Source organism: Paraburkholderia sp. EG304, assembly GCF_046543485.1.
GTDB lineage: Bacteria > Pseudomonadota > Gammaproteobacteria > Burkholderiales > Burkholderiaceae > Paraburkholderia > Paraburkholderia youngii.
In genome coordinates this window covers 31,969-52,068 of sequence record NZ_JBKGUA010000008.1, presented here as the reverse complement: position 1 = coordinate 52,068, position 20,100 = coordinate 31,969, and the positions used below count along the sequence as shown (strand labels likewise).

General features: G+C 65.5%; 16 protein-coding genes. 10 read left to right on the top strand and 6 right to left on the bottom strand.

Annotated elements, in window-relative coordinates:
* Positions 1-3: 3 nt before the first annotated feature.
* From ACLFKU_RS12130 to ACLFKU_RS12100, 7 genes are all read left to right on the top strand, one after another.
* On the top strand, positions 4-1,677 hold the full coding sequence (locus tag ACLFKU_RS12130) for an ATP-dependent DNA ligase (RefSeq protein WP_410849237.1): 1,674 nt from the start codon (positions 4-6) through the stop codon (positions 1,675-1,677).
* Positions 1,678-2,120: 443 nt separating this feature from the next.
* Entirely contained in the window at positions 2,121-2,597 is a 477-nt protein-coding gene (locus ACLFKU_RS12125; protein ID WP_410849236.1) for a response regulator, read from the top strand.
* Between the two features lie 226 nt (positions 2,598-2,823).
* A complete protein-coding gene (locus ACLFKU_RS12120) occupies positions 2,824-3,690 on the top strand; it encodes a glucose 1-dehydrogenase (protein ID WP_410849235.1) in 867 nt (288 codons plus the stop codon).
* A gap of 86 nt (positions 3,691-3,776) precedes the next feature.
* Positions 3,777-4,091 (top strand): hypothetical protein, encoded by a 315-nt coding sequence (locus ACLFKU_RS12115; protein WP_368583600.1) that lies wholly within the window; start codon positions 3,777-3,779, stop codon positions 4,089-4,091.
* Between the two features lie 155 nt (positions 4,092-4,246).
* A complete protein-coding gene (locus ACLFKU_RS12110; RefSeq protein WP_410849234.1) occupies positions 4,247-4,807 on the top strand; it encodes a (2Fe-2S)-binding protein in 561 nt (186 codons plus the stop codon).
* Positions 4,804-5,811, top strand: coding sequence for an FAD binding domain-containing protein (locus tag ACLFKU_RS12105; protein ID WP_410849233.1), 1,008 nt, complete (start codon positions 4,804-4,806; stop codon positions 5,809-5,811). The genes ACLFKU_RS12110 and ACLFKU_RS12105 overlap by 4 nt, the downstream gene beginning before the upstream one ends.
* Positions 5,808-8,069: a xanthine dehydrogenase family protein molybdopterin-binding subunit gene (locus ACLFKU_RS12100; protein ID WP_410849232.1), complete on the top strand. Its 2,262-nt coding sequence runs from the start codon at positions 5,808-5,810 to the stop codon at positions 8,067-8,069. Before ACLFKU_RS12105 ends, ACLFKU_RS12100 begins: the two co-directional genes overlap by 4 nt.
* Positions 8,070-8,113: 44 nt before the next feature.
* On the opposite strand, the gene ACLFKU_RS12095 is transcribed toward ACLFKU_RS12100, so the two are convergent.
* On the bottom strand, positions 8,114-8,536 hold the full coding sequence (locus ACLFKU_RS12095) for a PRC-barrel domain-containing protein (RefSeq protein ID WP_368583596.1): 423 nt from the start codon (positions 8,534-8,536) through the stop codon (positions 8,114-8,116).
* Between the two features lie 295 nt (positions 8,537-8,831).
* Between ACLFKU_RS12095 and glgX the strand changes: the two genes are divergently transcribed.
* From glgX to ACLFKU_RS12080, 3 genes are all read left to right on the top strand, one after another.
* Positions 8,832-11,045, top strand: coding sequence for a glycogen debranching protein GlgX (gene glgX / locus ACLFKU_RS12090; RefSeq protein ID WP_410849231.1), 2,214 nt, complete (start codon positions 8,832-8,834; stop codon positions 11,043-11,045).
* Positions 11,046-11,206: 161 nt separating this feature from the next.
* Positions 11,207-11,383 carry a DUF2934 domain-containing protein gene (locus tag ACLFKU_RS12085; RefSeq protein ID WP_368583594.1) on the top strand — a complete coding sequence of 59 codons (177 nt, stop codon included), beginning with the start codon at positions 11,207-11,209 and terminating at the stop codon, positions 11,381-11,383.
* 95 nt (positions 11,384-11,478) lie between these two features.
* Complete coding sequence (locus ACLFKU_RS12080; protein WP_410849230.1) at positions 11,479-13,545, top strand: AI-2E family transporter; 2,067 nt, start codon at positions 11,479-11,481, stop codon at positions 13,543-13,545.
* A 46-nt stretch (positions 13,546-13,591) separates the two neighbouring features.
* Here ACLFKU_RS12080 and ACLFKU_RS12075 read toward each other — a convergent pair whose 3' ends face one another.
* From ACLFKU_RS12075 to ACLFKU_RS12055, 5 genes are all read right to left on the bottom strand, one after another.
* Positions 13,592-15,193, bottom strand: coding sequence for an efflux transporter outer membrane subunit (locus ACLFKU_RS12075; RefSeq protein WP_410849358.1), 1,602 nt, complete (start codon positions 15,191-15,193; stop codon positions 13,592-13,594).
* A 70-nt stretch (positions 15,194-15,263) separates the two neighbouring features.
* Complete coding sequence (locus tag ACLFKU_RS12070; RefSeq protein WP_410849229.1) at positions 15,264-16,853, bottom strand: DHA2 family efflux MFS transporter permease subunit; 1,590 nt, start codon at positions 16,851-16,853, stop codon at positions 15,264-15,266.
* On the bottom strand, positions 16,850-18,046 hold the full coding sequence (locus tag ACLFKU_RS12065) for an HlyD family secretion protein (protein WP_410849228.1): 1,197 nt from the start codon (positions 18,044-18,046) through the stop codon (positions 16,850-16,852). The genes ACLFKU_RS12070 and ACLFKU_RS12065 overlap by 4 nt, the downstream gene beginning before the upstream one ends.
* A gap of 139 nt (positions 18,047-18,185) precedes the next feature.
* Complete coding sequence (locus ACLFKU_RS12060) at positions 18,186-18,359, bottom strand: hypothetical protein (protein WP_184227466.1); 174 nt, start codon at positions 18,357-18,359, stop codon at positions 18,186-18,188.
* 39 nt (positions 18,360-18,398) lie between these two features.
* The gene (locus tag ACLFKU_RS12055) at positions 18,399-20,024 is read right to left on the bottom strand and encodes an FAD-dependent oxidoreductase (protein WP_368583673.1); all 1,626 of its coding nucleotides are present in this window, start codon (positions 20,022-20,024) and stop codon (positions 18,399-18,401) included.
* Positions 20,025-20,100 lie beyond the last annotated feature (76 nt).

Here is a 20,100-nt window from a genome sequence, read left to right as displayed (position 1 = left end):
CGTATGAAACGCTTCGCGGCCCTCTACACCGCGCTCGATGCGACCACGTCGACGCACGACAAACTCGCGGCGCTGACCAGTTATTTCTCGGTGGCCGAGCCTGAAGACGCGGCATGGGCGTCGTATTTCCTCGCGGGCGGCAAACCGCGTCAACTGGTGCCGACGCGTTTGCTGACCGACATCGCGCGTGAGCGCGCCGGCTTGCCCGAGTGGCTGTTCGAAGAGTCGTATCACTCGGTGGGCGATCTGGCCGAAACCATCGCGCATATTCTGCCGCCCGCGTCGCGCGACTCCGAGCTGGGCCTTGCGCAATGGATCGAGCAACGCATGCTGCCATTGCGCGGCCTGCCGCCCGACGAGTTGCGCACGCGTCTACTCAGTTACTGGGACGAACTCGACTGGGGCGGCCGCTTCCTGCTGACCAAGCTGATCGGCGGCGGCTTTCGTGTCGGCGTCGCACGGCAACTGGTGGTGCGCGCGCTCGCCGAAGTGGCCGGCGTCGATCACAAGCGGATCGCGCAACGAATGGTCGGCTGGACCGATTCGCGACAGAAGCCCGATGCGGCGCGCTATCTGCGTCTGATCGCGCCGCAGACCGACGACGATACGCAAGCGCATGCCCCTCAACACGATAGCGACCTGGGCCTGCCGTACCCGTTCTTTCTCGCGCATCCGTTGCAGAGCGATCCGGCGACGCTCGGCGATCCCGCGCACTGGCTGATCGAATGGAAGTGGGACGGCATCCGCGCGCAACTCGTCAAACGCGGCGGCCGCGTGTGGTTGTGGTCGCGTGGCGAGGATTTGATTACCGATCGTTTTCCGGAGGTCGCGGCATTGGGCGAGTCCTTACCCGATGGCTATGTGATCGATGGCGAGATTCTCGCGTGGGAACCCGGTGCGGCTGCGCCGTTGCCGTTCGCGCGGCTGCAACCGCGCATCGCGCGCAAGACGCTGACGCGCAAGATCCTTGCGGATTCGCCCGCAGCGCTGCTCGCCTACGACCTGCTCGAAGCGAACGGCCAGGACCTGCGCATGAGCCCGCTCGTCGATCGGCGCGCGCGGCTCGATGCGTTGAGCGCGTCGGTCGATGGCACGCTCGCGCGCGGTCTGTTGCGCGTATCGCCGCTCGTCCGTGGCGCGGACTGGCATGCGCTGGCGGCCTTGCGTGAGGAGAGCCGCGCGCGCGGCGTCGAAGGCTTGATGCTGAAGGAGCGTGAATCGATGTATGGCGTCGGCCGTACCAAGGCATCGGGCACGTGGTGGAAATGGAAGATCGAGCCGTATGCGGTAGACGCTGTACTTGTTTACGCGCAGCGCGGTCATGGCCGGCGCGCGAGTCTTTACACCGACTACACGTTCGCGGTATGGGACGAAGCCGACGGCGTGCGCACGCTCGTGCCTTTCGCGAAGGCCTATTCAGGGCTCACCGACGAAGAGATGCATCGCGTCGATGCGATCGTGCGCAAGACCACAGTCGATAAATTCGGCCCGGTGCGCAGCGTAACGCCGACGCTCGTGTTCGAGATCGGCTTCGAAGGGATACAAGCGAGTTCGCGCCATAAGTCAGGCGTGGCCGTGCGTTTTCCACGCATGTTGCGCTGGCGTACCGACAAACATATCGACGACGCCGACACGCTCGCGATGCTGAAAGGCTTTATCGATAATCGTGCGGGATAACCCGCAGAGCACAAACCCCTAACACGTCGAGCATTTTTTTATCGGCAGCGTCGCTTATCCTTTGTTTATGACCGCGTCATCGATTCGCGCCATGAGAGCGCTCGCGGCATGCATTGCGTGGACCCTCGATCCGTTGGAATACCGATGTCGTGCGACGCCCCTTAGCGAGGCGGATCGCACAAAGACAGAGCGTCAAACGATGTTGCGCAGCACGCACATCGTCGTCGCCGTCATTCAAACGCCGTGATGTATGGGCACGCTGAATCCCGCATACCAGGTGATTGCAACGCTGGAATGCGGGATGACGCATGTTGGCCGCGGCATCGTCCGAATGAAGCGGAAATAACAAAAACCTGGCCGCAGTCCGGCAGACGCAATGGGATCGAATCTTGCGCGCGTGGCGCGGGATGCCCTTCAGGGCGAATGTAAAAGGGCGAGAAAAAATGACTGTGTTCAACGACAACGTGGACAGCAGCGACGACGTGCTCGTATGGCGGCAGATCCGCTATGCGATGGCCGCGCATCGTCGCGTGCTGGTAGTGGACGATTACCGGGAAGCAGCCGACGCGCTGCAAATGCTACTGACGGCCGACGGCTTCGAGTGCCGTGCGCTCGACGATCCGTATGCGGTGTGCGAGACCGCGTGCGAGTGGCAGCCGTTTGCGGTACTGCTCGACATCAAGATGCCGGGACTCGACGGGCTCGAACTCGCGCGGCGTCTGCGCGCGCATCCGCAGACTGCGCATATGCTGCTGGTTGCGTGCACCGCGTTCGCGTCGCGAGAGGATCGCGCGCTCGCCAAGGCGGCGGGCTTCGACGCGCATTGCGCGAAACCATTGACGCCCGAGCGGCTGCTGCGGGTGCTCGAATCGGCGGCCGCGTTGCACGCGGCGGAGCCATCATCTGAATCAGGCTGTTAGCGAAAACTTGCTGACCGTTCTGTCATTTATGCAGGGTCGTGGCCGGAAATCGCACCTGGCGCGATGCGAACCGGTTTGTCATTTGTCTGCCATCTTTCTGCCAGCGTTCTATCCGCCGCAGCTTCTTTAGCGGTGCGGGCCCACTCGTTGCTCAAAGACCGATGACGCGGCGCGCTCATGCGCGCCGTCCATGGTCATTTGTGATATGCAACGAGGGAGATCAGACATGAGCGACACGCAACGCCCGGCACCGCCGTTTCCCAAACAGCAGCAGGACCAGACGCCCGGCCGCACGGCCGGCATGAACCCGCAACCGGATCACGGCGAGAAAACCTACGAAGGTTCGGGGCGTCTCGCCGGCAAGGCAGCAATCGTGACCGGCGGCGACAGCGGCATTGGCCGTGCGGTCGCGATCGCGTTCGCGCGTGAAGGCGCCGATGTGCTGATCGCCTATCTCGACGAAGAAGACGATGCGCGCGAGACCGCGCGCTGGGTCGAGGACGCCGGTCGCAAAGCGGTGCTGGTCGGCGGCGATATCCGCGATCGCGAGCATTGCGATGCGATCGTCGACAAGGCGATCGAGGCTTTCGGCCGGCTCGACGTGGTGGTCAACAACGCCGCGTATCAGATGAGCTATCCGTCGCTCGACGCGATCAGCGACGAAGAATGGGACAAGACCTTCGATACCAACATCGGCGCGATGTTCAGGATCACGCGCGCGGCGGTCCGCCATATGAAACCGGGCGGCGCGATCATCAATACGTCGTCGATCAATGCCGATCATCCGAACCCCGGCCTGATCGCCTATGCGACCACCAAGGGCGCGATTCAGAACTTCACCGGCGGCCTCGCGCAATTGCTCGCGGAAAAGGGTATTCGCGCGAACTGCGTGGCGCCGGGACCGATCTGGACGCCGCTGATCCCATCGACGATGCCGCCCGACAAGGTCGAGCAGTTCGGCAAGCAGGTGCCGATGAAGCGCCCCGGACAACCGGCCGAGCTTGCGGCCGCGTATGTGATGCTCGCGTCGGACGAAGCCAGCTATATCTCGGGCGCGACGATTGCGGTGACAGGCGGCGCGCCGATTATTTAGGTTGTCGAACCGAAGGCGGCGAGGCTGCCATGGACCGCGCAGCAGCTTCTCGCAGTGGTTTCCATAACGTCATAAGGGAGAGTGACATGAAGATCGATGTATCCGTCAAACTGGGTGCCGCGCTCGTGTCGGGCTGCCTTGCGCTAGGGTTTGCGCAGGCGGGCTTCGCGCAGACCGGTTCCAATCCGTCTACGCAACACGGCAAGTCCGCCGCAAAACCGGGCGCAAGTCTGGAAGAATCGCGCACGCCGGATACGACCAGCACGAACGACGCGAACGGCAATGTGGGCGAGTCGGGGGGCGCGACCAATGGTGTCGCCGGCGGCGGCAATGGCCGCGCCACCAACAAGCGCTTCAAAGGCGCGACGCCGCCGCGCGCGGGTAGCGCGGCGGGGCAATAAGCGTTCAGCCGCGCGCGGCGGGCTGCGTCGCGACGCGCCGGAGGCCGCGGCGGCATCGCGCTCGCGCGCTGCCGCCGTTTTGCATGGGTTCGAGTTGCATGGAGTTTCGTCGCGCGCCGCGTTGCTTGCGCGACGCCTTGTGAGGAGGAAATCCGATGGCTACCCCCGATGCTGAAGCCGCGCAGGCCGACGCGCCCGCGTCGCATGCATTGACGTTCGATATCAACGGCGAGACGCGGCACTTCGACGTTCAAGCGTGGACCTCGCTGCTCGATCTGCTGCGCGAGCATGCGCACCTCACCGGCACCAAGAAGGGCTGCGATCACGGCCAATGCGGCGCGTGCACCGCGCTCGTCAATGGTCAGCGGATCAATACCTGCCTTGCGCTCGCGGTCGTGTACGACGGTGCATCGATCACGACGATCGAAGGTCTCGCGAACGGCGATACGTTGCATCCATTGCAGCAGGCGTTCATCGAACATGACGCGTTCCAGTGCGGCTACTGTACGCCGGGGCAAATCTGCTCGGCGTACGCGATGCTCGAAGAAGGCCATGCGCACTGCGCGGACGACGTGCGCGAGCAGATGAGCGGCAATCTGTGCCGCTGCGGCGCGTACACGAATATCGTCGCCGCGATTCTCGACGTGGCGCATTTCGGCGACGAGGATGCACCGCACGACAGTCCGGTCGGCGATCAGCGCGGAGCGCGGCCATGAACCGCTTCTCATACACGCGCGCCGATGCGGTGCAGGATGCGCTCGAACGGCATCGTTCGGACAAGGCCGCCGCGTTCATCGCGGGCGGCACGAATCTCGTCGACCTGTTGCGCGAAGATGTGGCGCGGCCGGCTTTGCTCGTCGACATCAACCGTTTGCCGCTCAGGCGGATCGAAGCGTCGGCGCAAGGCGGCCTGATGATCGGCGCGCTGGTAACGAACAGCGCGCTCGCGTATGACGATACCGTCGCAACGCGCTACCCGCTGCTCGCGAAAGCGATCCTGGCCGGCGCGTCGCCGCAGATTCGCAATGTCGCGACGGTCGGCGGCAATCTGCTGCAACGCACGCGCTGCTACTACTTCTACGACGTGGGCACGCCGTGCAACAAACGCGAACCAGGCAGCGGCTGTCCGGCGCTGCACGGCGTGAACCGCATTCACGCGATCCTCGGCGCGAGCGAACACTGCATCGCGGTGCATCCGTCAGATATGTGCGTGGCGTTGGCGGCACTCGGCGCCACCGTGCATCTGATCGGCAACGACGGCGCACGCACGCTGCCGTTCGCGGATTTTCACAGGTTGCCCGGCGACACGCCGCACATCGATACCAACCTGCGCGACGACGAACTCGTGACCGCGATCGAATTGCCGGCGCAAGGCTTTGCCGTGCATCACGCGTACGTGAAGGTGCGCGACCGCGCTTCGTATGCGTTCGCGCTGGTGTCGGCCGCGGTCGGTGTCGAACTCGATGACGACTCGCGTATCGTCGACGCGCGTTGCGCGCTCGGCGGCGTCGCGCACAAGCCGTGGCGAGATCCCGCCGCCGAAGCCGCACTGCGCGGCGCGACGCTGAACGCGCGGACCGTGCGCGATTTCTCGGCGGCGCTGCTCCGCGATGCGCGCGCTCAGCGCGACAACGCGTTCAAGATCGAACTCGCGGCGCGCGTGATCGTGCGCGCCTTCGGCGAGGCTACACAACGTTCGTTCGAGGAGGCCGCGCGATGAACCGTGCCGAAACCTTGCCATCGACAGGCAGCCCGAAGCCCGCGATCGGCGTGCCGCATTCGCGTGTCGACGGGCCCGCCAAAGTGACCGGCGCCGCGCAATATGCGGCCGAGTTCTGCGCCGAAGGGCTCGTGTATGGCGTCGTCGTGTCGGGCACCATCGCGACGGGCAAGATCGTGTCGATCGATACCTCGGCCGCCGAGGCGCTACCCGGTGTGCTGCTCGTGCTCACGCATCGCAAGCGCCCGGCGCTGCCGTCGGATGTCGATGCGTTCAAGGACATGATCGCGCCGGCCGGCACGCCATTGAGGCCGCTGTGGGACGAGCGCGTGTGGTATAGCGGGCAGCCCGTCGCGCTGGTGGTCGCGCAGTCGCTCGAACTCGCGCGCTACGCGGCGTCGCTGGTGCGGGTGCGCTACGAGGCCGCATCTCATCAGACCGATATCGAAGCGGCGTTGATGAGCGCCGTGCCGCCGTCAGCGGAGAAAGGCGGCTTCGATCCGCCGCCGCCCGAGCGCGGCGAGCCGCGCAAAGCGTTGGCCGACGCCAGGGTGCGCGTAGACGCCTTCTACACGACGCCCGCGGAATACCACAATCCGATGGAAATGCACGGCTGTACCGTGGTGCCCGATGCGCAAGGACACTTGACCGTCTATGAGAAGACTCAGGGCGTCGTCAATACGAAGGGCTATCTGAAGCGCGTGTTCGGGTTGCAAGACGACGAAGTGCAGGTGGTGTCGCCGTTCGTCGGCGGCGCGTTCGGCTCCGGCTTGCGGCCGCAATATCATCTGGCGCTCGCGGTGATGGCGGCGCGCGAACTGAAGAAACCCGTGCGCGTCACGCTGACCCGGCAGCAGATGTTCACCTTCGCGCATCGGCCGCAATCGGTGCAACGCGTCGCGCTCGGCGCGTCGGCGGATGGCCGCCTGCAGGCGGTGATTCACGAGGCGGTGTCGGAAACCTCACGCTACGAGGAGTTCTGCGACGTCGTGGTCAACTGGGCCGGGCAGCTGTATCGATGCGACAACGTGTCGATGGGCTACAAGGTCGCGAAGCTCGACGTGCCGACGCCGGCCGACATGCGCGCGCCCGGCGCGACCCAGGGGCTCTTTCCGCTCGAAGTCGCGATGGACGAGCTCGCTGAGGCATTGCGGATGGACCCGCTCGAATTGCGGCTCGTCAACTATGCGGAGCGCGACGCGAACAAGAACCTGCCGTTTTCGAGCAAGGCGCTGCGCGACTGCTATCGCGAAGGCGCGGCGCGCTTCGGCTGGGCGGGGCGGCCGCTCGAACCGCGCGCACGCCGCGAAGGCAACGAGTTGATCGGCTGGGGGATGGCGACCGGTGCGTGGGACGCGATGCAGAACAAAGCGGCCGCCCGCGCGGTGCTGACGCCCGATGGCCGCGTCAGAGTGTCGAGTTCGACCTCCGATATCGGCACCGGCACCTACACCGCGATGACGCAGATCGCCGCCGATGCGCTCGGCGTGCCGCTCGCGGACGTCAGCTTCGAACTCGGCGATACGCGGTTGCCGAAGGCGCCGATCGAGGGCGGATCGTGGACGGTGTCGTCAGTGGGCAGCGCAGTCGATGCGGCCTGTACGCGCCTGCACAATCGTCTCGTCGAACTCGCGCGCGAACATGGCGGTGCGCGCTTCGCGTCGGTGGAGCGCGAAGCAGTGCGGCGCGAGCGCAACCGGCTCGTGTGCGGCCCGCACGCGGACGACTCGATTGCGATCGCGACGCTGCTCGAACGCGCGGGCCTCGATGAACTCGAAGAGCAGGCGAGCGTGCAGCCGCACGTCAAGCAGCAGGCGTATTCGATGGGCACGTATTCGGCGGTGTTCGCGGAAGTGCGCGTCGACGAAGCGCTCGGCACCGTGCGCGTGACGCGCGTGCTCAGCGCGGTCGCGGCGGGGCGCATCGTCAATCCGAAGACGGCGGGCAATCAGGTCGCGGGCGGCGTCGTGTGGGGCATCAGCATGGCGCTGCACGAGCACGGCCAGTTCGATCACGTGCTCGGACGGCAGATGAATCACAACCTCGCCGAATACCACATGCCCGTGAACGCCGACATTCACGAAATCGACGTGCTGTTCGTCGACGAGCGCGACGACATCGTCAATCCGCTCGGCGTCAAAGGCGTCGGAGAAATCGGCGTGGTGGGCGTGGCCGCAGCGGTCTGCAACGCGATCTGGCATGCGACCGGCAAACGCATCCGCGATTTGCCGATTACGCCCGACAAGCTGCTCGGCTGACGGCCCGTTGCCGCGTCGATCGATGCGACGCGGCAACGCCGCGCTCAATCCGCGTACTTGAACTCCGGCAACGCCTCGAGCGATTTCTTCGTCCCATCGGGCAGCACGACACGCCGGTTGTCGATCTGCAGATCGTTGAACGGCACGGCGACCAGATGCTTGCCCAGGCCGAGAAAGCCGCCGACCGACAGGATCGCGTAAGTGGTGCGCTCGGTGCCTGGCGAAACGATCAGATCGTCGAGCGTGCCGATGTTGTCCTTGTTGCGGTTGTACACGTCCGCGCCCGACAGCTTCGACGCGCGATAGCCGCTCGCGAGCTGCACGACGTCGGTGCGTTTTTCGGTGATCGCCTGCGGCGCGCCTTGCGCGAACGCGCTGCCGCATGTGCCGAACGCGGAAATCAGCGTAATGGCGGCGAGAAGCGATGCGGAAGCGGCCAGCGGTTTGATCTGCGTGTTGCGCATCATCTGTGTTCTCCCTGATTGCTGTCGTGGCTTTTCGATGGCGCGGAACGCGTGCGCCTTGCCGCTGTGCTGCAAATCTCATGCCGCGACTTTGATCTGAGGGAAGGGGAGCCAATCAGGCCCATAAGTTGCTATCTGAACTCGCCTGCTGGGTGCGCGCTGTGCATTGTCCGGCGCGTTCGCCCCGAATGCCTACACTTGAATAGAGAGCAGCCCGGAACAGGTGGAAAGGCAGTTGAAAAAAAGCACATGCATGCCCCCGAGATACCAACCTTCCTTGCATCCACTGAGACCATCTATGTCATCCCCAGCCAGCTACTCGACGCGCATTTCCGAAGGCGCGCCTTTCCCGCTCGGCGCGACATGGAACGGCAGCGGCGTCAACTTCGCCCTGTTCTCCGCGCACGCGACGAAAGTCGAACTGTGTCTGTTCGACGAATCCGGCCAGCACGAACTCGAACGCATCGAACTGCCCGAGTACACCGACGAGGTATGGCATGTGTTCGTACCGAATCTGAAACCGGGTGCCGTCTATGGATATCGCGTGCATGGTCCGTACGAGCCCCAGAACGGGCATCGCTTCAACCCGAACAAGCTGCTGCTCGATCCGTATGCGAAGGCGCACATCGGCGAGCTGAAATGGGCGCCGGAAATTTTCGGCTATACGCTCGATTCGGAAGAGCTCGACCTGTCATTCGATGAGCGCGACAGCGCGCCCTTCGTGCCGAAATGCAAGGTGGTCGACGCGAATTTTTCGTGGAGTCATCCGGAGCGTAACGCGCTGCCGTGGGAGCGCGTGATTCTGTACGAGACGCATGTGCGCGGCTATACGAAACGTCATCCGCGAGTGCCCGAGCGTTTGCGCGGCACATTCGCGGGTCTCGCGCAGCAGCCGGTGCTCGACCATATCCGCAGCCTCGGCGTGACCACGGTCGAACTGATGCCGATCCAGACCTTCGTCAACGACAAACATCTGCTCGACAAAGGGCTGACGAACTACTGGGGCTACAACACGATCGGCTTTTTCGCGGCCGATCCGCGTTTCTTCGCGTCGTCGACCGAATCGGTCGGCGAGTTCAAGGAGATGGTCGACCGCTTTCACCAGGCCGATCTCGAAGTGATACTCGACGTCGTGTACAACCACACGGCCGAAGGCAACGAACGCGGCCCGACGATCTCGTTCAAGGGCATCGACAACGCGTCGTACTACCGGCTGATGCCCGACGAGCCCCGCTACTACATCAACGACACCGGCACCGGCAATACCTTGAACCTCTCGCATCCGCGCGTGCTGCAGATGGTGACCGACAGTCTGCGCTACTGGGTCACCGAAATGAAAGTGGACGGCTTCCGCTTCGATCTCGCGACGATCCTCGGCCGCGAAGATCACGGCTTCGACGAAGGCGGCGGCTTTCTCGACAGCTGCCGCCAGGACCCGGTGCTCTCCAGCATCCGGCTGATCGCCGAGCCTTGGGATTGCGGCCCCGGCGGCTATCAGGTGGGCGGTTTTCCGCCGGGCTGGGCCGAATGGAACGATCGCTTCCGCGACACCGTGCGCGCGTACTGGAAGGGCGACGAGAGCACCGCCGCGGATCTCGCAACACGCATCACCGCGTCGGGCGACAAGTTCAATCACCGCGGCCGGCGGCCGTGGGCGAGCGTGAACTTCATCGCCGCGCACGACGGCTTCACGCTGAACGATCTGGTCTCGTACAACGACAAGCACAACGACGCAAACGGCGAGGACAATCGCGACGGCCACGCGGACAACCGGTCGTGGAACATGGGCGCCGAAGGACCCACCGACGACCCCGACATCCGCCAGCAACGCGAGCGCCAGAAGCGCAATCTGCTCGCGACGCTGCTGCTCTCGCAGGGCACGCCGATGATCCTCGCCGGCGACGAATTCGGCCGCACGCAGCAGGGCAACAACAATGCGTATTGCCAGGACAACGAGATCAGCTGGGTCGATTGGGATGCGATCGATGACGACGGCCGCGCGCTGACCGAGTTCGTGCGCAAGCTGACCACGCTGCGCCACCGCTTGCCGGTGCTGCGGCGCGGCCGGTTTCTGACCGGCGAATACAACGAGACGCTCGACGTGACCGACACGCGCTGGCTATCGCCGGACGGCACCGACATCACGGACGAGCAATGGGCCGATCCGGCGATGCGCTGCTTCGGCCTCGTGATCGACGGCCGCGCGCAAGCGAGCGGCATTCGCCGTCTCGCGTCCGACGCGACCTTGCTGCTGGTGCTGAACGCGCATCACGACGTCGTCAACTTCACGCTGCCCGACATTCCCGAGGGCGAGCGCTGGACCTGCCTCGTCGACACCAACATGCCGGTGCGCGCCGAGCTGCCGCAATTCAGCGCGGGCGACGCCTACCAGGTGACGGGCCGCTCGCTGCTGCTGTTCGCGCTCGAAGCGCCGAGCCGCGCGACGCAGCGCGTGTTCGACCGTCTCGAAGAGCAGTTGACTTCCGACGAAGGCGACTCATCGCCAGGCTAGTCCGGGTGAGCGAGCGACGCCAGTTCCGTCGCACTCCGTGGTACAAGCGGGCCGCAGCCCGGGTACAAGGTTTGCTCCCTCTGTTGTCGACGACACGCACGCGTCTCCGATCTTCGCGACGATAGACGCGCGAACGCAAACAGCCAGGCTGGGGTGAACAAATGGAACAGGAACCGAGCGTCGACGAGCAGATCCGCATGCGCGCCTACTATCTGTGGGAGCAGGCGGCCGAGCCGAAGGGCAGGCCCGAGCAATACTGGGAGCAGGCGCGCAGTGAGATCGAGAAGGAGGCACCACCGGTCGAGAGCGGGCCGGTGTCGGGCGACACGATGAAATAGGCGTTACTTGGCCTTCACAAGTAACTAGACTCTGAGCCGGCGCATCGCGGCGCGGCTCAGGGACCGCTTTCCCATGCCCGATCTTCTTCAACGAGATGAACGACACACCCGAGCCGCGCGCCACGAGCCCCGCCGCGCGCATTCAGGCGGCGAGCGCCGCATTCGGTATCGAGGGCCTCGTCACGTTCGTCGTCGCGGTGATCGCGGTCGCATGCCTGTACTTCGCGAGCGCGGTGATGATTCCGATCACGCTCGCGATCCTGTTGAGCTTTCTCGTCGCGCCACTCGCCGATGCACTGGCCCGGCTCAAACTCGGCCATGTCGCGTCGGTGTGCGCGGCGGTGCTGATCACGGTGTCGGTGATCGCGCTGTTGTGCGCGGTGATCGCCACACAGTTGACCGATCTCGCCGCCGGCATGCCGCGTTATCAGGCGACCATCCATCACAAGCTCGATACCGTGCACAGCCTGACGATCGGCAAGCTGAACCGGTTCGCGAGCGAGGCAGGGCAGGCGTTGCAGCGCACGACGATCGAGCCGCCACAATTACGAGCGCCGAACGGCGCGGCGGCCGCGGCGAGCCCGCAGGCATCGACGGCCGTGCCGGTGGAAGTGCGCGAGCCGGTGCCGACGCCGTTCGAGCTCGCGCGACGCGTGCTGTCGCCGGCCATCAGTCCATTGGAAACCGCGTTCATCGTTTTCGTCGTCACGATCGTGATCCTGCTGCAACGCGACGACCTGCGCGATCGCGCGATCCGGCTGTTCGGCTCGCGCGACCTGCATCGCACGACCACGGTGATGGACGAGACCGCGCGGCGCCTGAGCCGCTACTTCGTGTCTCAGCTCGGCGTGAACACCGGCGTCGGCGTCGTGATCGGCGCGGGGCTGTTTCTCATCGGCGTGCCTAGCCCGATCCTGTGGGGCATTCTCGCGGCGCTGCTGCGGCTCGTGCCCTACGTCGGCATCTGGATCGCCGCGATACTGCCCACCGCGCTCGCGGCCGCGGTCAGTCCCGGCTGGGAGATGGCGATCTGGTCGCTGGTGCTGTTCGTGGTCGCCGAACTCGCAGTGGGGCAGGTGGTCGAGCCGTTGCTGTATGGGCGCAGCACGGGCCTGTCGCCGTTTTCGGTGGTGGTCGCGGCGATCTTCTGGAGCTGGATCTGGGGGCCCATCGGCCTGATCCTGTCGACACCGTTGACGCTGTGTCTGATGGTGCTCGGCCGGCATGTGCGGCGTCTGGAGTTTCTCGACGTGCTGCTCGGCGATCAGCCGCCGCTGACGCCGGTCGAAAACTTCTATCAACGCGCGCTCGCCGGCGATCCGGATGAACCGATCGAGCAGGCCGAAGTGCTGCTGCGTGATCGCTCGTTGTCGGCCTATTACGACGAAGTCGCAATCAAGGGCTTGCGGCTCGCGGCCAGCGACGTAACGAGCGGCAGCGTGACGAGCGCACAACTCGCGCGCATCGAATCGACGACCAACGAGCTGGTCGACGGCCTCGACGGCTACGAGGATCGCGAGCCCGCACCGCTCCCAACACAGCCGAACTGGGGCGCGGCGGGGCCGCTCGCGCCCTCCGACGAAACGCAGACCGCTCGGGCGATGCCACGATCGGTCGACGCGGCGATCAGTGGCGTGAGCACCGCGACGCTCACGCCGGAACAGAGCCACGGCCCGCGGCAGGAGCCGGGCGGCGAACCGTCCGTCGTAGAGCCCGTATTCGCGTGGCATGCGCCGACGAGCCGCGTGTTGTGCCTGCCGGGCCGTGGTCCGCTCGACGCGCTCGCGACGGTCATCCTGCTGCAGTTGCTCGGCAAGCACGGCTTCGCGGCGCGTTCGCTGCCGCACGAGGCGGTGTCGCGCGCATCGATCGATCGCCTCGAGGCAGACGACGTCGGCATCGTCTGCCTTCTGTATCTGCAGATCGACGGCATTCCGTCGCATCTGCGCAATCTTATCCGGCGCATCCGCGCGCGCCTGCCGAACGTGTCGATCGTGGTCGGCCTTTGGGCACCCGAGGATACGCAGCAGTGGAGCGCGGAACAGCAAGAGTCGCTGGAAGCGGATTGCGCGGTGACGTCGTTGCAGCAGATGCTAGCCGCATGCCGTCATCTCGATGCGACGCGAACGGAGATTGCGGAGCCGCAGTTCGAGCATGGCTGAAGCCTTGCGGCCTTGCGACCTTGCGGCACCGCTGCATCGCGGCCGCTTATCCGCCACTGCCTGGCGGCGCCGCCGCGCCGGTTGCCCCCGCCGCATCCGCATCGCTCTGCCAGCCCCCGCCTAGCGCCTTGTAGAGCGCCACCAGATCGGTGCTGACCTGGGTCGTGCCTTGAGCGTATTGCTCGCGTGCCTGCGCGAGCTGCCGCTGCGCGTCGAGCACGTTGATGAAACTCGTGAGCCCCTTTCGATAGCTGTCGCGCGACAGATCGAACGAGGTCTGCTGCGCGCTGACGCTGTCGGCGAGCGCATCGCGCCGCGCCTGATCGGTGCGATAGACGACGAGCGCGTTGTCGATGTCCCGCAGCGCCGTCAGCACGGTTTTGCGGTAATCGAGCGCGGCCTCCGCCTGCTGGGCCTTCGACATGCGCAGATTGGCGACCAGCGCGCCGCCCTGGAAAATCGGTTGCGACACGGTGGGTCCGAACGAATAGAACAGGTGCGACCAGCGCGCGAGATCGCGCGCATTCGTCGCGCGCATGCCGGCCTGGCCGGTCAGCGATACGTCCGGATAGAACTGCGCGACCGCGACGCCAACACTCGCGGTCGCCGCATGCAGGTTCGCCTCGGCGCGGCGGATGTCGGGCCGGCGCCGCGCGAGCGTCGACGGCAAGCCTACCGGCACGACGGGCGGCACCGGCGGCACGGTCTGCGGCGTGCTCAGCTGCGCTTCGAGCGCGCCGGGCGGCTCACCGATCAGATACGCGAGCGCGTTCAGCGCCTGGGCAATCTGCTGATCGAATTGCGGCAACTGCGTTTTGGTTTGCGCGAGCTGGGCGCGGGCGCTTTGCACATCGAGCTGGCTCGCGAGTCCGACCTTCGCCTGGTTCTCCGTCAACGCGACGGTCTCGCCTTGCTGCTCGACGAGGCTCACCGCGATGTCGTGCAAGGTCTGCGCGCCGCGCAACTGCATATAGGTCTGCGCGACCTCGGCTTCGAGCGATAGCAACGCGTCGTTGCGGCTTTCGTAGGCGGCCTCGGTTTGCGCGTTCGCGGCCTCGACCGAGCGACGCACGCGGCCGAACAGATCGAGCTCCCAGGTCGCGTCGAAGCCGACCTGCCACAGATTGACCGGCGCGGTGAGCTGATCGAGCAGGTTGTTCGCGCCGTTTTGCAGCGCGGCCCCCGCGCCCGGTGCGATCGCATTGACCGGCGAATTCGGCGCGCCGAGCTGATCGACCTTATCGAACGCGCCGTTCTCCTCCAGAAAGCCTTTGAGGCCGAGCTGCTCGCGCTGATAGCTGCCGGTCGCGCGCAGATTCGGCAAACCTTGCGCGGCCGCCGCTTGCACCTGGGTGCGCGCTTCGACGATGCGCAGCACAGCCTGCTGCAAGTCCAGGTTGCCGAGCGCGGCGCGGGCGATCAGCGCGTCGAGCGTCGGATCGTTGAAGCTGCGCCACCAGCGCGGGTCGGGATCGGTGTCGAGCGTCGGCACGGAAGCGACTTTAGCCGCCGTTGCGGATGATGCGCCGCTTGCGGTCGCCTCGCTCGCAGCGGTGCGCTCGGTATCGTGCCACTGCGCCGGCACGTCGGCGTGCGGCGCATGAAAGTCGGGGCCTACCGTGCAGGACGCGAGCAGCAGCGCGGGCATGCCGATGACGAAACACGCGATGAAACCCGCAGCGGAATCGAAAACGCCGCGCTTCGAACGAAGCTTCACTTCAATGTCCTCCGCCGCCAGACGCCTTGACCGGTGAAAAGAAAATCGTGATCGGGATGCAAAGCGTGCAGAAAATCGCGAGGAACGCGAACACGTCGACATAGGCGAGGAACGTCGCCTGCGAGATGTACGTGGTGTACAGATGGCCGTTGGCGGTTTGCAGCGCCTGCGAAAGCGGCATGCCATTCATATCCGCGATCCTTTGCGCATTGCGTTGCAAGGTATCGTCGTAGTTCTGCGAGAGCGGCGACATGAACTCCGACAGATGCGCCATGCGCGCCTGCGTGCGCTCGCGAACCATCGCGGTCGACAGCGAGATGCCGATCGAACCCGCGACGTTGCGGAACATCGTGAACAGCGCGGACGCGTCGTCGTTGAGTCGCGGCGGCACCGTCAGATGCGCGAGCGTCGTGATCGGCACGAACAGGAAGCCGATCGCGAGCGACTGCGCGCTGCGCATCTTCACTAGCGTGAAGTAGTCGATGTCCGGCGTCAGCGTGTGCGTATACGCGAGCGCGCACGCGAGCAGCCCGAAGCCGGTCGCCACCAGAAAACGCGTCTGCACGTGCGGCATCATTTTGCTGATCAGCGGAATTTCCATCGTGATCAGCACCGCGCCCGGCGATAGCACGAGGCCCGCGAGCATCGCCGTATAGCCGAGCTGCTGCTGCGCGAGCTGCGGCACGAGCACCGCGCTGCCATAGAGCATCGTCGCGAACGCGGCGATCGTCACGCAGCCGAGCGCGAAGTTGCGGTCCTTCAGACAGCGCAGGTCGACGACCGGCTTCTTCGTGTACAGCAGCCAGTAGGTCGCGCCGACGATGCCCGATACCGCGAGCACCGTGAACGCGCGAATGAAGTTCGATGAAAACCAGTCGTCGTCCTCGCCGCGATCGAGCATCACCTGCAGGCAGCCGAGGCCGATCGCGATCAGCAGGATGCCCACGTAATCCACCGACACGCGCAGGTCGCCCTTGCGTTTCCACGGCGGGTCCTCGACCAGCTGCATCACCGCGAGCGAAGTCAGCACGCCGAACGGCACGTTCACGAGGAACACCCAGCGCCACGAAAAGTTGTCGGTGATCCAGCCGCCGAGCGTCGGCCCCAGCACCGGCGCGACGACGATCGCGACCGCCGAGATCGAGAACGCGCGGCCGCGCTGCTGCGGCGGGAACGTGTCGAGGATGATCGACTGCTGGTTCGGTTGCAGTCCGCCGCCGAAAAAGCCCTGCAAACAGCGGAAGATGATCAGCTGCCACAGATCGGTCGCGATGCCGCACAGAAACGAGCAGACGGTAAACGCAACGATGCAGACGAGGAAATAGCGCTTGCGGCCGAGCAACCGCCCGAAGAAACCCGAGAGCGGCAGCACGATGCCGTTGGCGACCAGATACGAGGTCAGCGTCCACGTCGCTTCGTCGTAGCTCGCGGACATCGTGCCCGCGATATGCGGCAGCGCGACGTTGACGATGGTCGTGTCGAGCACTTCCATGAACGCCGCGAGCGTCACGACGATCGCGATCAGCCACGGATTCGCGGATGGCATCCAGTTCGACGATGCGTCGCCCGGCGCGGCATCGGACGCCGTCATTTCAGGTACACCTTCGGCGTGACCGACAAGCCGAGCCCGAGCGGATGATCGCGCGGAAGACCTTCGTCGATGACGATCTTGACCGGTAAGCGTTGCACGATCTTCACGAAGTTGCCGGTCGCGTTTTCGGTGGGGAACGCCGAGAAGCGCGAGCCGCTGCCGAGTTGCACGCTATCGACATGGCCGCGCAGCTCGAGCTTCGGATACGCGTCGACGTCGACCTTCACCTTGTCGCCGGGGCGCATGCGTTCGAGCTGCGATTCCTTGAAGTTCGCGGTGATCCACACCTGCGGCGTGACGATCGAGAACAGCGACACCCCCGCGGTGAGGAAGCTGCCGAGCTGCACGTTGCGCCGCGTGATCCAGCCATCCGACGGCGCGCGCACCTCGCAGTAGGACAGGTTCAGCTGCGCCTGTTCGAGCTGCGCCTCGGCCTGATGCACCTGCTGGCGGCGTTCGTCGACGCTGGCCTCGGCCTCCCGCAACTGCTGCGGCACGAGGCTCGCGGTGCGCTGCTGCGCACGCGCCTGCTCGACGCTCGCGCCGGCCGACTGGCGCTGCGCGTCGGCGGTATCGACGTTCTGCTGCGTGGTCGCGCGCGGATCGACCGAGTGCTGCCGCTGCCAGGCGGCTTGCGCCTCGCGCAGATTCGCTTCCGCCGACGAGGTCTGCGCCTTCGCCTGGCGGTACTGCGCGGGATACTGCACGCGCGCGATATCGAGCTGCACCTGCGCGGCGTTCAATTGCGCCTTCGCAAGACCGAGCTGCGCCTTCGCCTGATCGACCTGTGCCTGGTAGTCTCGCTTGTCGATTACGAGCAGCAGGTCGCCCTTGTGCACGAACAGGTTGTCGTCGACCGCTAGCGTCACCACGTAGCCGGAGACTTTCGGCGCCATCGTGATTGCGTTGCCGTCGGTGTAGGCGTCGTCGGTCGTTACTTCGTTGCGGGTCGCGAACCACCAGACGAAGCCGACGATGCCGATCAGTATCACGACCGCGCCGAGAATGATCAGCGGCTTTTTGCCGGGCTTTTTCTGCTGGCCGTCGTCGTTGCCGTTGTCCTTGTTCTTCTCGTTGCCGCGTTTGCCCCCGTCATCGCGTGCGTCGTTGCCGTCGCGGCGCGCAGCGCCGTGCGGGCCATCGCGCCCGGATGCTTCCTTCCCGGTGCTGGCCGAGCCGGTCTCGTCTGACATGGTGAGTCGTTTCCATCGTTCCAGTGGGTTGAGAATGGGGAGTGCAATAGACGCCGCCCACGGCCGCCGTGATTACCGCAATGCGCGAGGCCGCGGGCGCTCGGGAAGCACGGGCAGCGCGTAGCGCGCTGCCACGCGCCTATTGACCGGCGGGCTTGTCGTGCCCGGTCTTTGCCTTGTCCTGCTCCGGCTCGATCTTCGTGGTGCCGCCGGTCGAAGGCGGGTCGCTCGCCGGGAAGCTGTCCTCGACCTGTTCGTCGATCTGCTGTTCGCTCTTTTCCGAGTGCGGATGCTGTTCCTTGTGTGTCGTCATGGTGGCTCCTTCCTCCAGGTTGAACGGCAAAACGATGGATCACGACGCCGCCGCTTGCGGCGCGCTGCCGGCCGTCGCGCCGATGATCGCGAGCGCGTCGGCGCGCGACAGCCCGCCGCGCATCGCGTCCGAAAGCCGCGCGGTCAGCGCTTCGCGCTCGCAGGCGAACACCGCGTCGACGTTGCCGTCGCGCACGTACAGCGCGATGAACTGGTGATGATCGAAGTCGCCATCGACGACGATCTCATCCCACTCGCTAGCGTGACCGAGGTATTCGAAGTTCTTGCCGTAGTGATAGGTCCAGAAGAACGGCACGTCCGCATAGCGGGTACGCACGCCGCACATGTTCTGCGCGGCGATGCGCGCATGCTGCTGCGCGACGCGCCAATGTTCGATACGCAGCGGCTCCTGGTTCTCGTGCAGCGAGAACACGGCGATATCGCCGGCCGCATACAGACCGCACGCGGCGCTCATGCCGGCATTGACCACCACGCCGCCGTCCTTCTGCAACGGCAGTCCTTCGACGAACCCTGTAGCCGGCGCAACCCCCGTGCCCAGCAGCACGACATCCGCGGCAATGGCTTCGCCGTCCGCGAGCATTACCGTATGCACGTTGCCTTCCTCGCCCTCGAGCGACGCGACCTTGGCGTCGAGATAAAACTTCACGCCATTGCTTTCGTGCAGCGCGCGAAACATCTGGCCCGCGCGCTCGCCGAACTGCTTCACGAACGGCACCTTGTCGTGCGAAATCACGGTGACGGGCACACCGTGCTTGCGTAACGCGGATGCGACTTCGAGGCCGATGAAGCTGCTGCCCAGAATCGCGACGCGGGTTTGCGATGCATCGTCGCCCAGCGCGTCGATCAATGCGGCGGCATCGTCGAGGTGGCGCAGCACATGCACGCCGCCCAGTTCGCAGCCGGGAATGTCGGGCACTTTCGGCACGCTGCCGGTGGCGAGCAGCGCGGTGTCGTATTTGAGCGGCTCGATGCTCTGCCCGCCATTACCCGCGCCGGCTTCGAAATGGATCGTGCGCGCGGGCACATCGAGCCGCGCGACCTTCGCGACGATCCGTTCGATGCCGTGCGCGTGCAGCCAATCGGGCGGCAACAGCGGTGGCACGTCGGCGGGTGGCATCTCGAACGAGGGGACGAATTTGCTCAGCGAGGTGCGGTCGTAGGGCGCGTGCGCTTCGTCGCCGATCAGCGTGACGCGGCCTTCGAAGCCGAACTCGCGCAACGCTGCACAGGCGGCAGCGCCGGCCGCACCCGCGCCGATCACCACGTAGTGCTTGCGTTGCGCGGCGGTATCGAGTGCGGGCGTGTGCGCCGCCGCTTCCGGCGCGGCGATTTTTTCCGCCGACACGAGCACGTCGTCGCCATCGAGCGTGACCGGATAGCGATCGAGCGGCAGCAGCGGGGGCGGCTCCAGCACGTTGCCGGTCGCGACATCGAAGGTGCCCTTGTGCCACGGACAGATGATGCGACCGTGACACAGCGCACCCTCTTCGAGCGGGCCCCCCGCATGCGGGCAATCCGGGGAGTACGCGTGCACGGTGTCGCCGTCGCGCACCAGCAGGATCGGCGTGTCGTCCACGGTGACGCGCACCGCGCGCTCAGCCGGCAATTCCGATAGCCGCGCAACGCGGCGGGCAGTCGTCGACATGGTGAGGCCTCGCGCATGGAAAGGCTCGCGCAGCGCAGCGAGGCGCGTCGCGAGCAGGAACGGAAGTGGGCTTGCC

Bases quoted from the DNA above. Each gene is read 5' to 3' on its own strand.
- ACLFKU_RS12130 (WP_410849237.1), top strand. From the start codon at position 4: ATGAAACGCTTCGCGGCCCTCTACACCGCGCTCGATGCGACCACGTCG.
- ACLFKU_RS12125 (WP_410849236.1), top strand. From the start codon at position 2,121: ATGACTGTGTTCAACGACAACGTGGACAGCAGCGACGACGTGCTCGTA.
- ACLFKU_RS12120 (WP_410849235.1), top strand. From the start codon at position 2,824: ATGAGCGACACGCAACGCCCGGCACCGCCGTTTCCCAAACAGCAGCAG.
- ACLFKU_RS12115 (WP_368583600.1), top strand. From the start codon at position 3,777: ATGAAGATCGATGTATCCGTCAAACTGGGTGCCGCGCTCGTGTCGGGC.
- ACLFKU_RS12110 (WP_410849234.1), top strand. From the start codon at position 4,247: ATGGCTACCCCCGATGCTGAAGCCGCGCAGGCCGACGCGCCCGCGTCG.
- ACLFKU_RS12105 (WP_410849233.1), top strand. From the start codon at position 4,804: ATGAACCGCTTCTCATACACGCGCGCCGATGCGGTGCAGGATGCGCTC.
- ACLFKU_RS12100 (WP_410849232.1), top strand. From the start codon at position 5,808: ATGAACCGTGCCGAAACCTTGCCATCGACAGGCAGCCCGAAGCCCGCG.
- ACLFKU_RS12095 (WP_368583596.1), bottom strand. From the start codon at position 8,536: ATGATGCGCAACACGCAGATCAAACCGCTGGCCGCTTCCGCATCGCTT.
- glgX (WP_410849231.1), top strand. From the start codon at position 8,832: ATGTCATCCCCAGCCAGCTACTCGACGCGCATTTCCGAAGGCGCGCCT.
- ACLFKU_RS12085 (WP_368583594.1), top strand. From the start codon at position 11,207: ATGGAACAGGAACCGAGCGTCGACGAGCAGATCCGCATGCGCGCCTAC.
- ACLFKU_RS12080 (WP_410849230.1), top strand. From the start codon at position 11,479: ATGAACGACACACCCGAGCCGCGCGCCACGAGCCCCGCCGCGCGCATT.
- ACLFKU_RS12075 (WP_410849358.1), bottom strand. From the start codon at position 15,193: ATGCCCGCGCTGCTGCTCGCGTCCTGCACGGTAGGCCCCGACTTTCAT.
- ACLFKU_RS12070 (WP_410849229.1), bottom strand. From the start codon at position 16,853: ATGACGGCGTCCGATGCCGCGCCGGGCGACGCATCGTCGAACTGGATG.
- ACLFKU_RS12065 (WP_410849228.1), bottom strand. From the start codon at position 18,046: ATGTCAGACGAGACCGGCTCGGCCAGCACCGGGAAGGAAGCATCCGGG.
- ACLFKU_RS12060 (WP_184227466.1), bottom strand. From the start codon at position 18,359: ATGACGACACACAAGGAACAGCATCCGCACTCGGAAAAGAGCGAACAG.
- ACLFKU_RS12055 (WP_368583673.1), bottom strand. From the start codon at position 20,024: ATGTCGACGACTGCCCGCCGCGTTGCGCGGCTATCGGAATTGCCGGCT.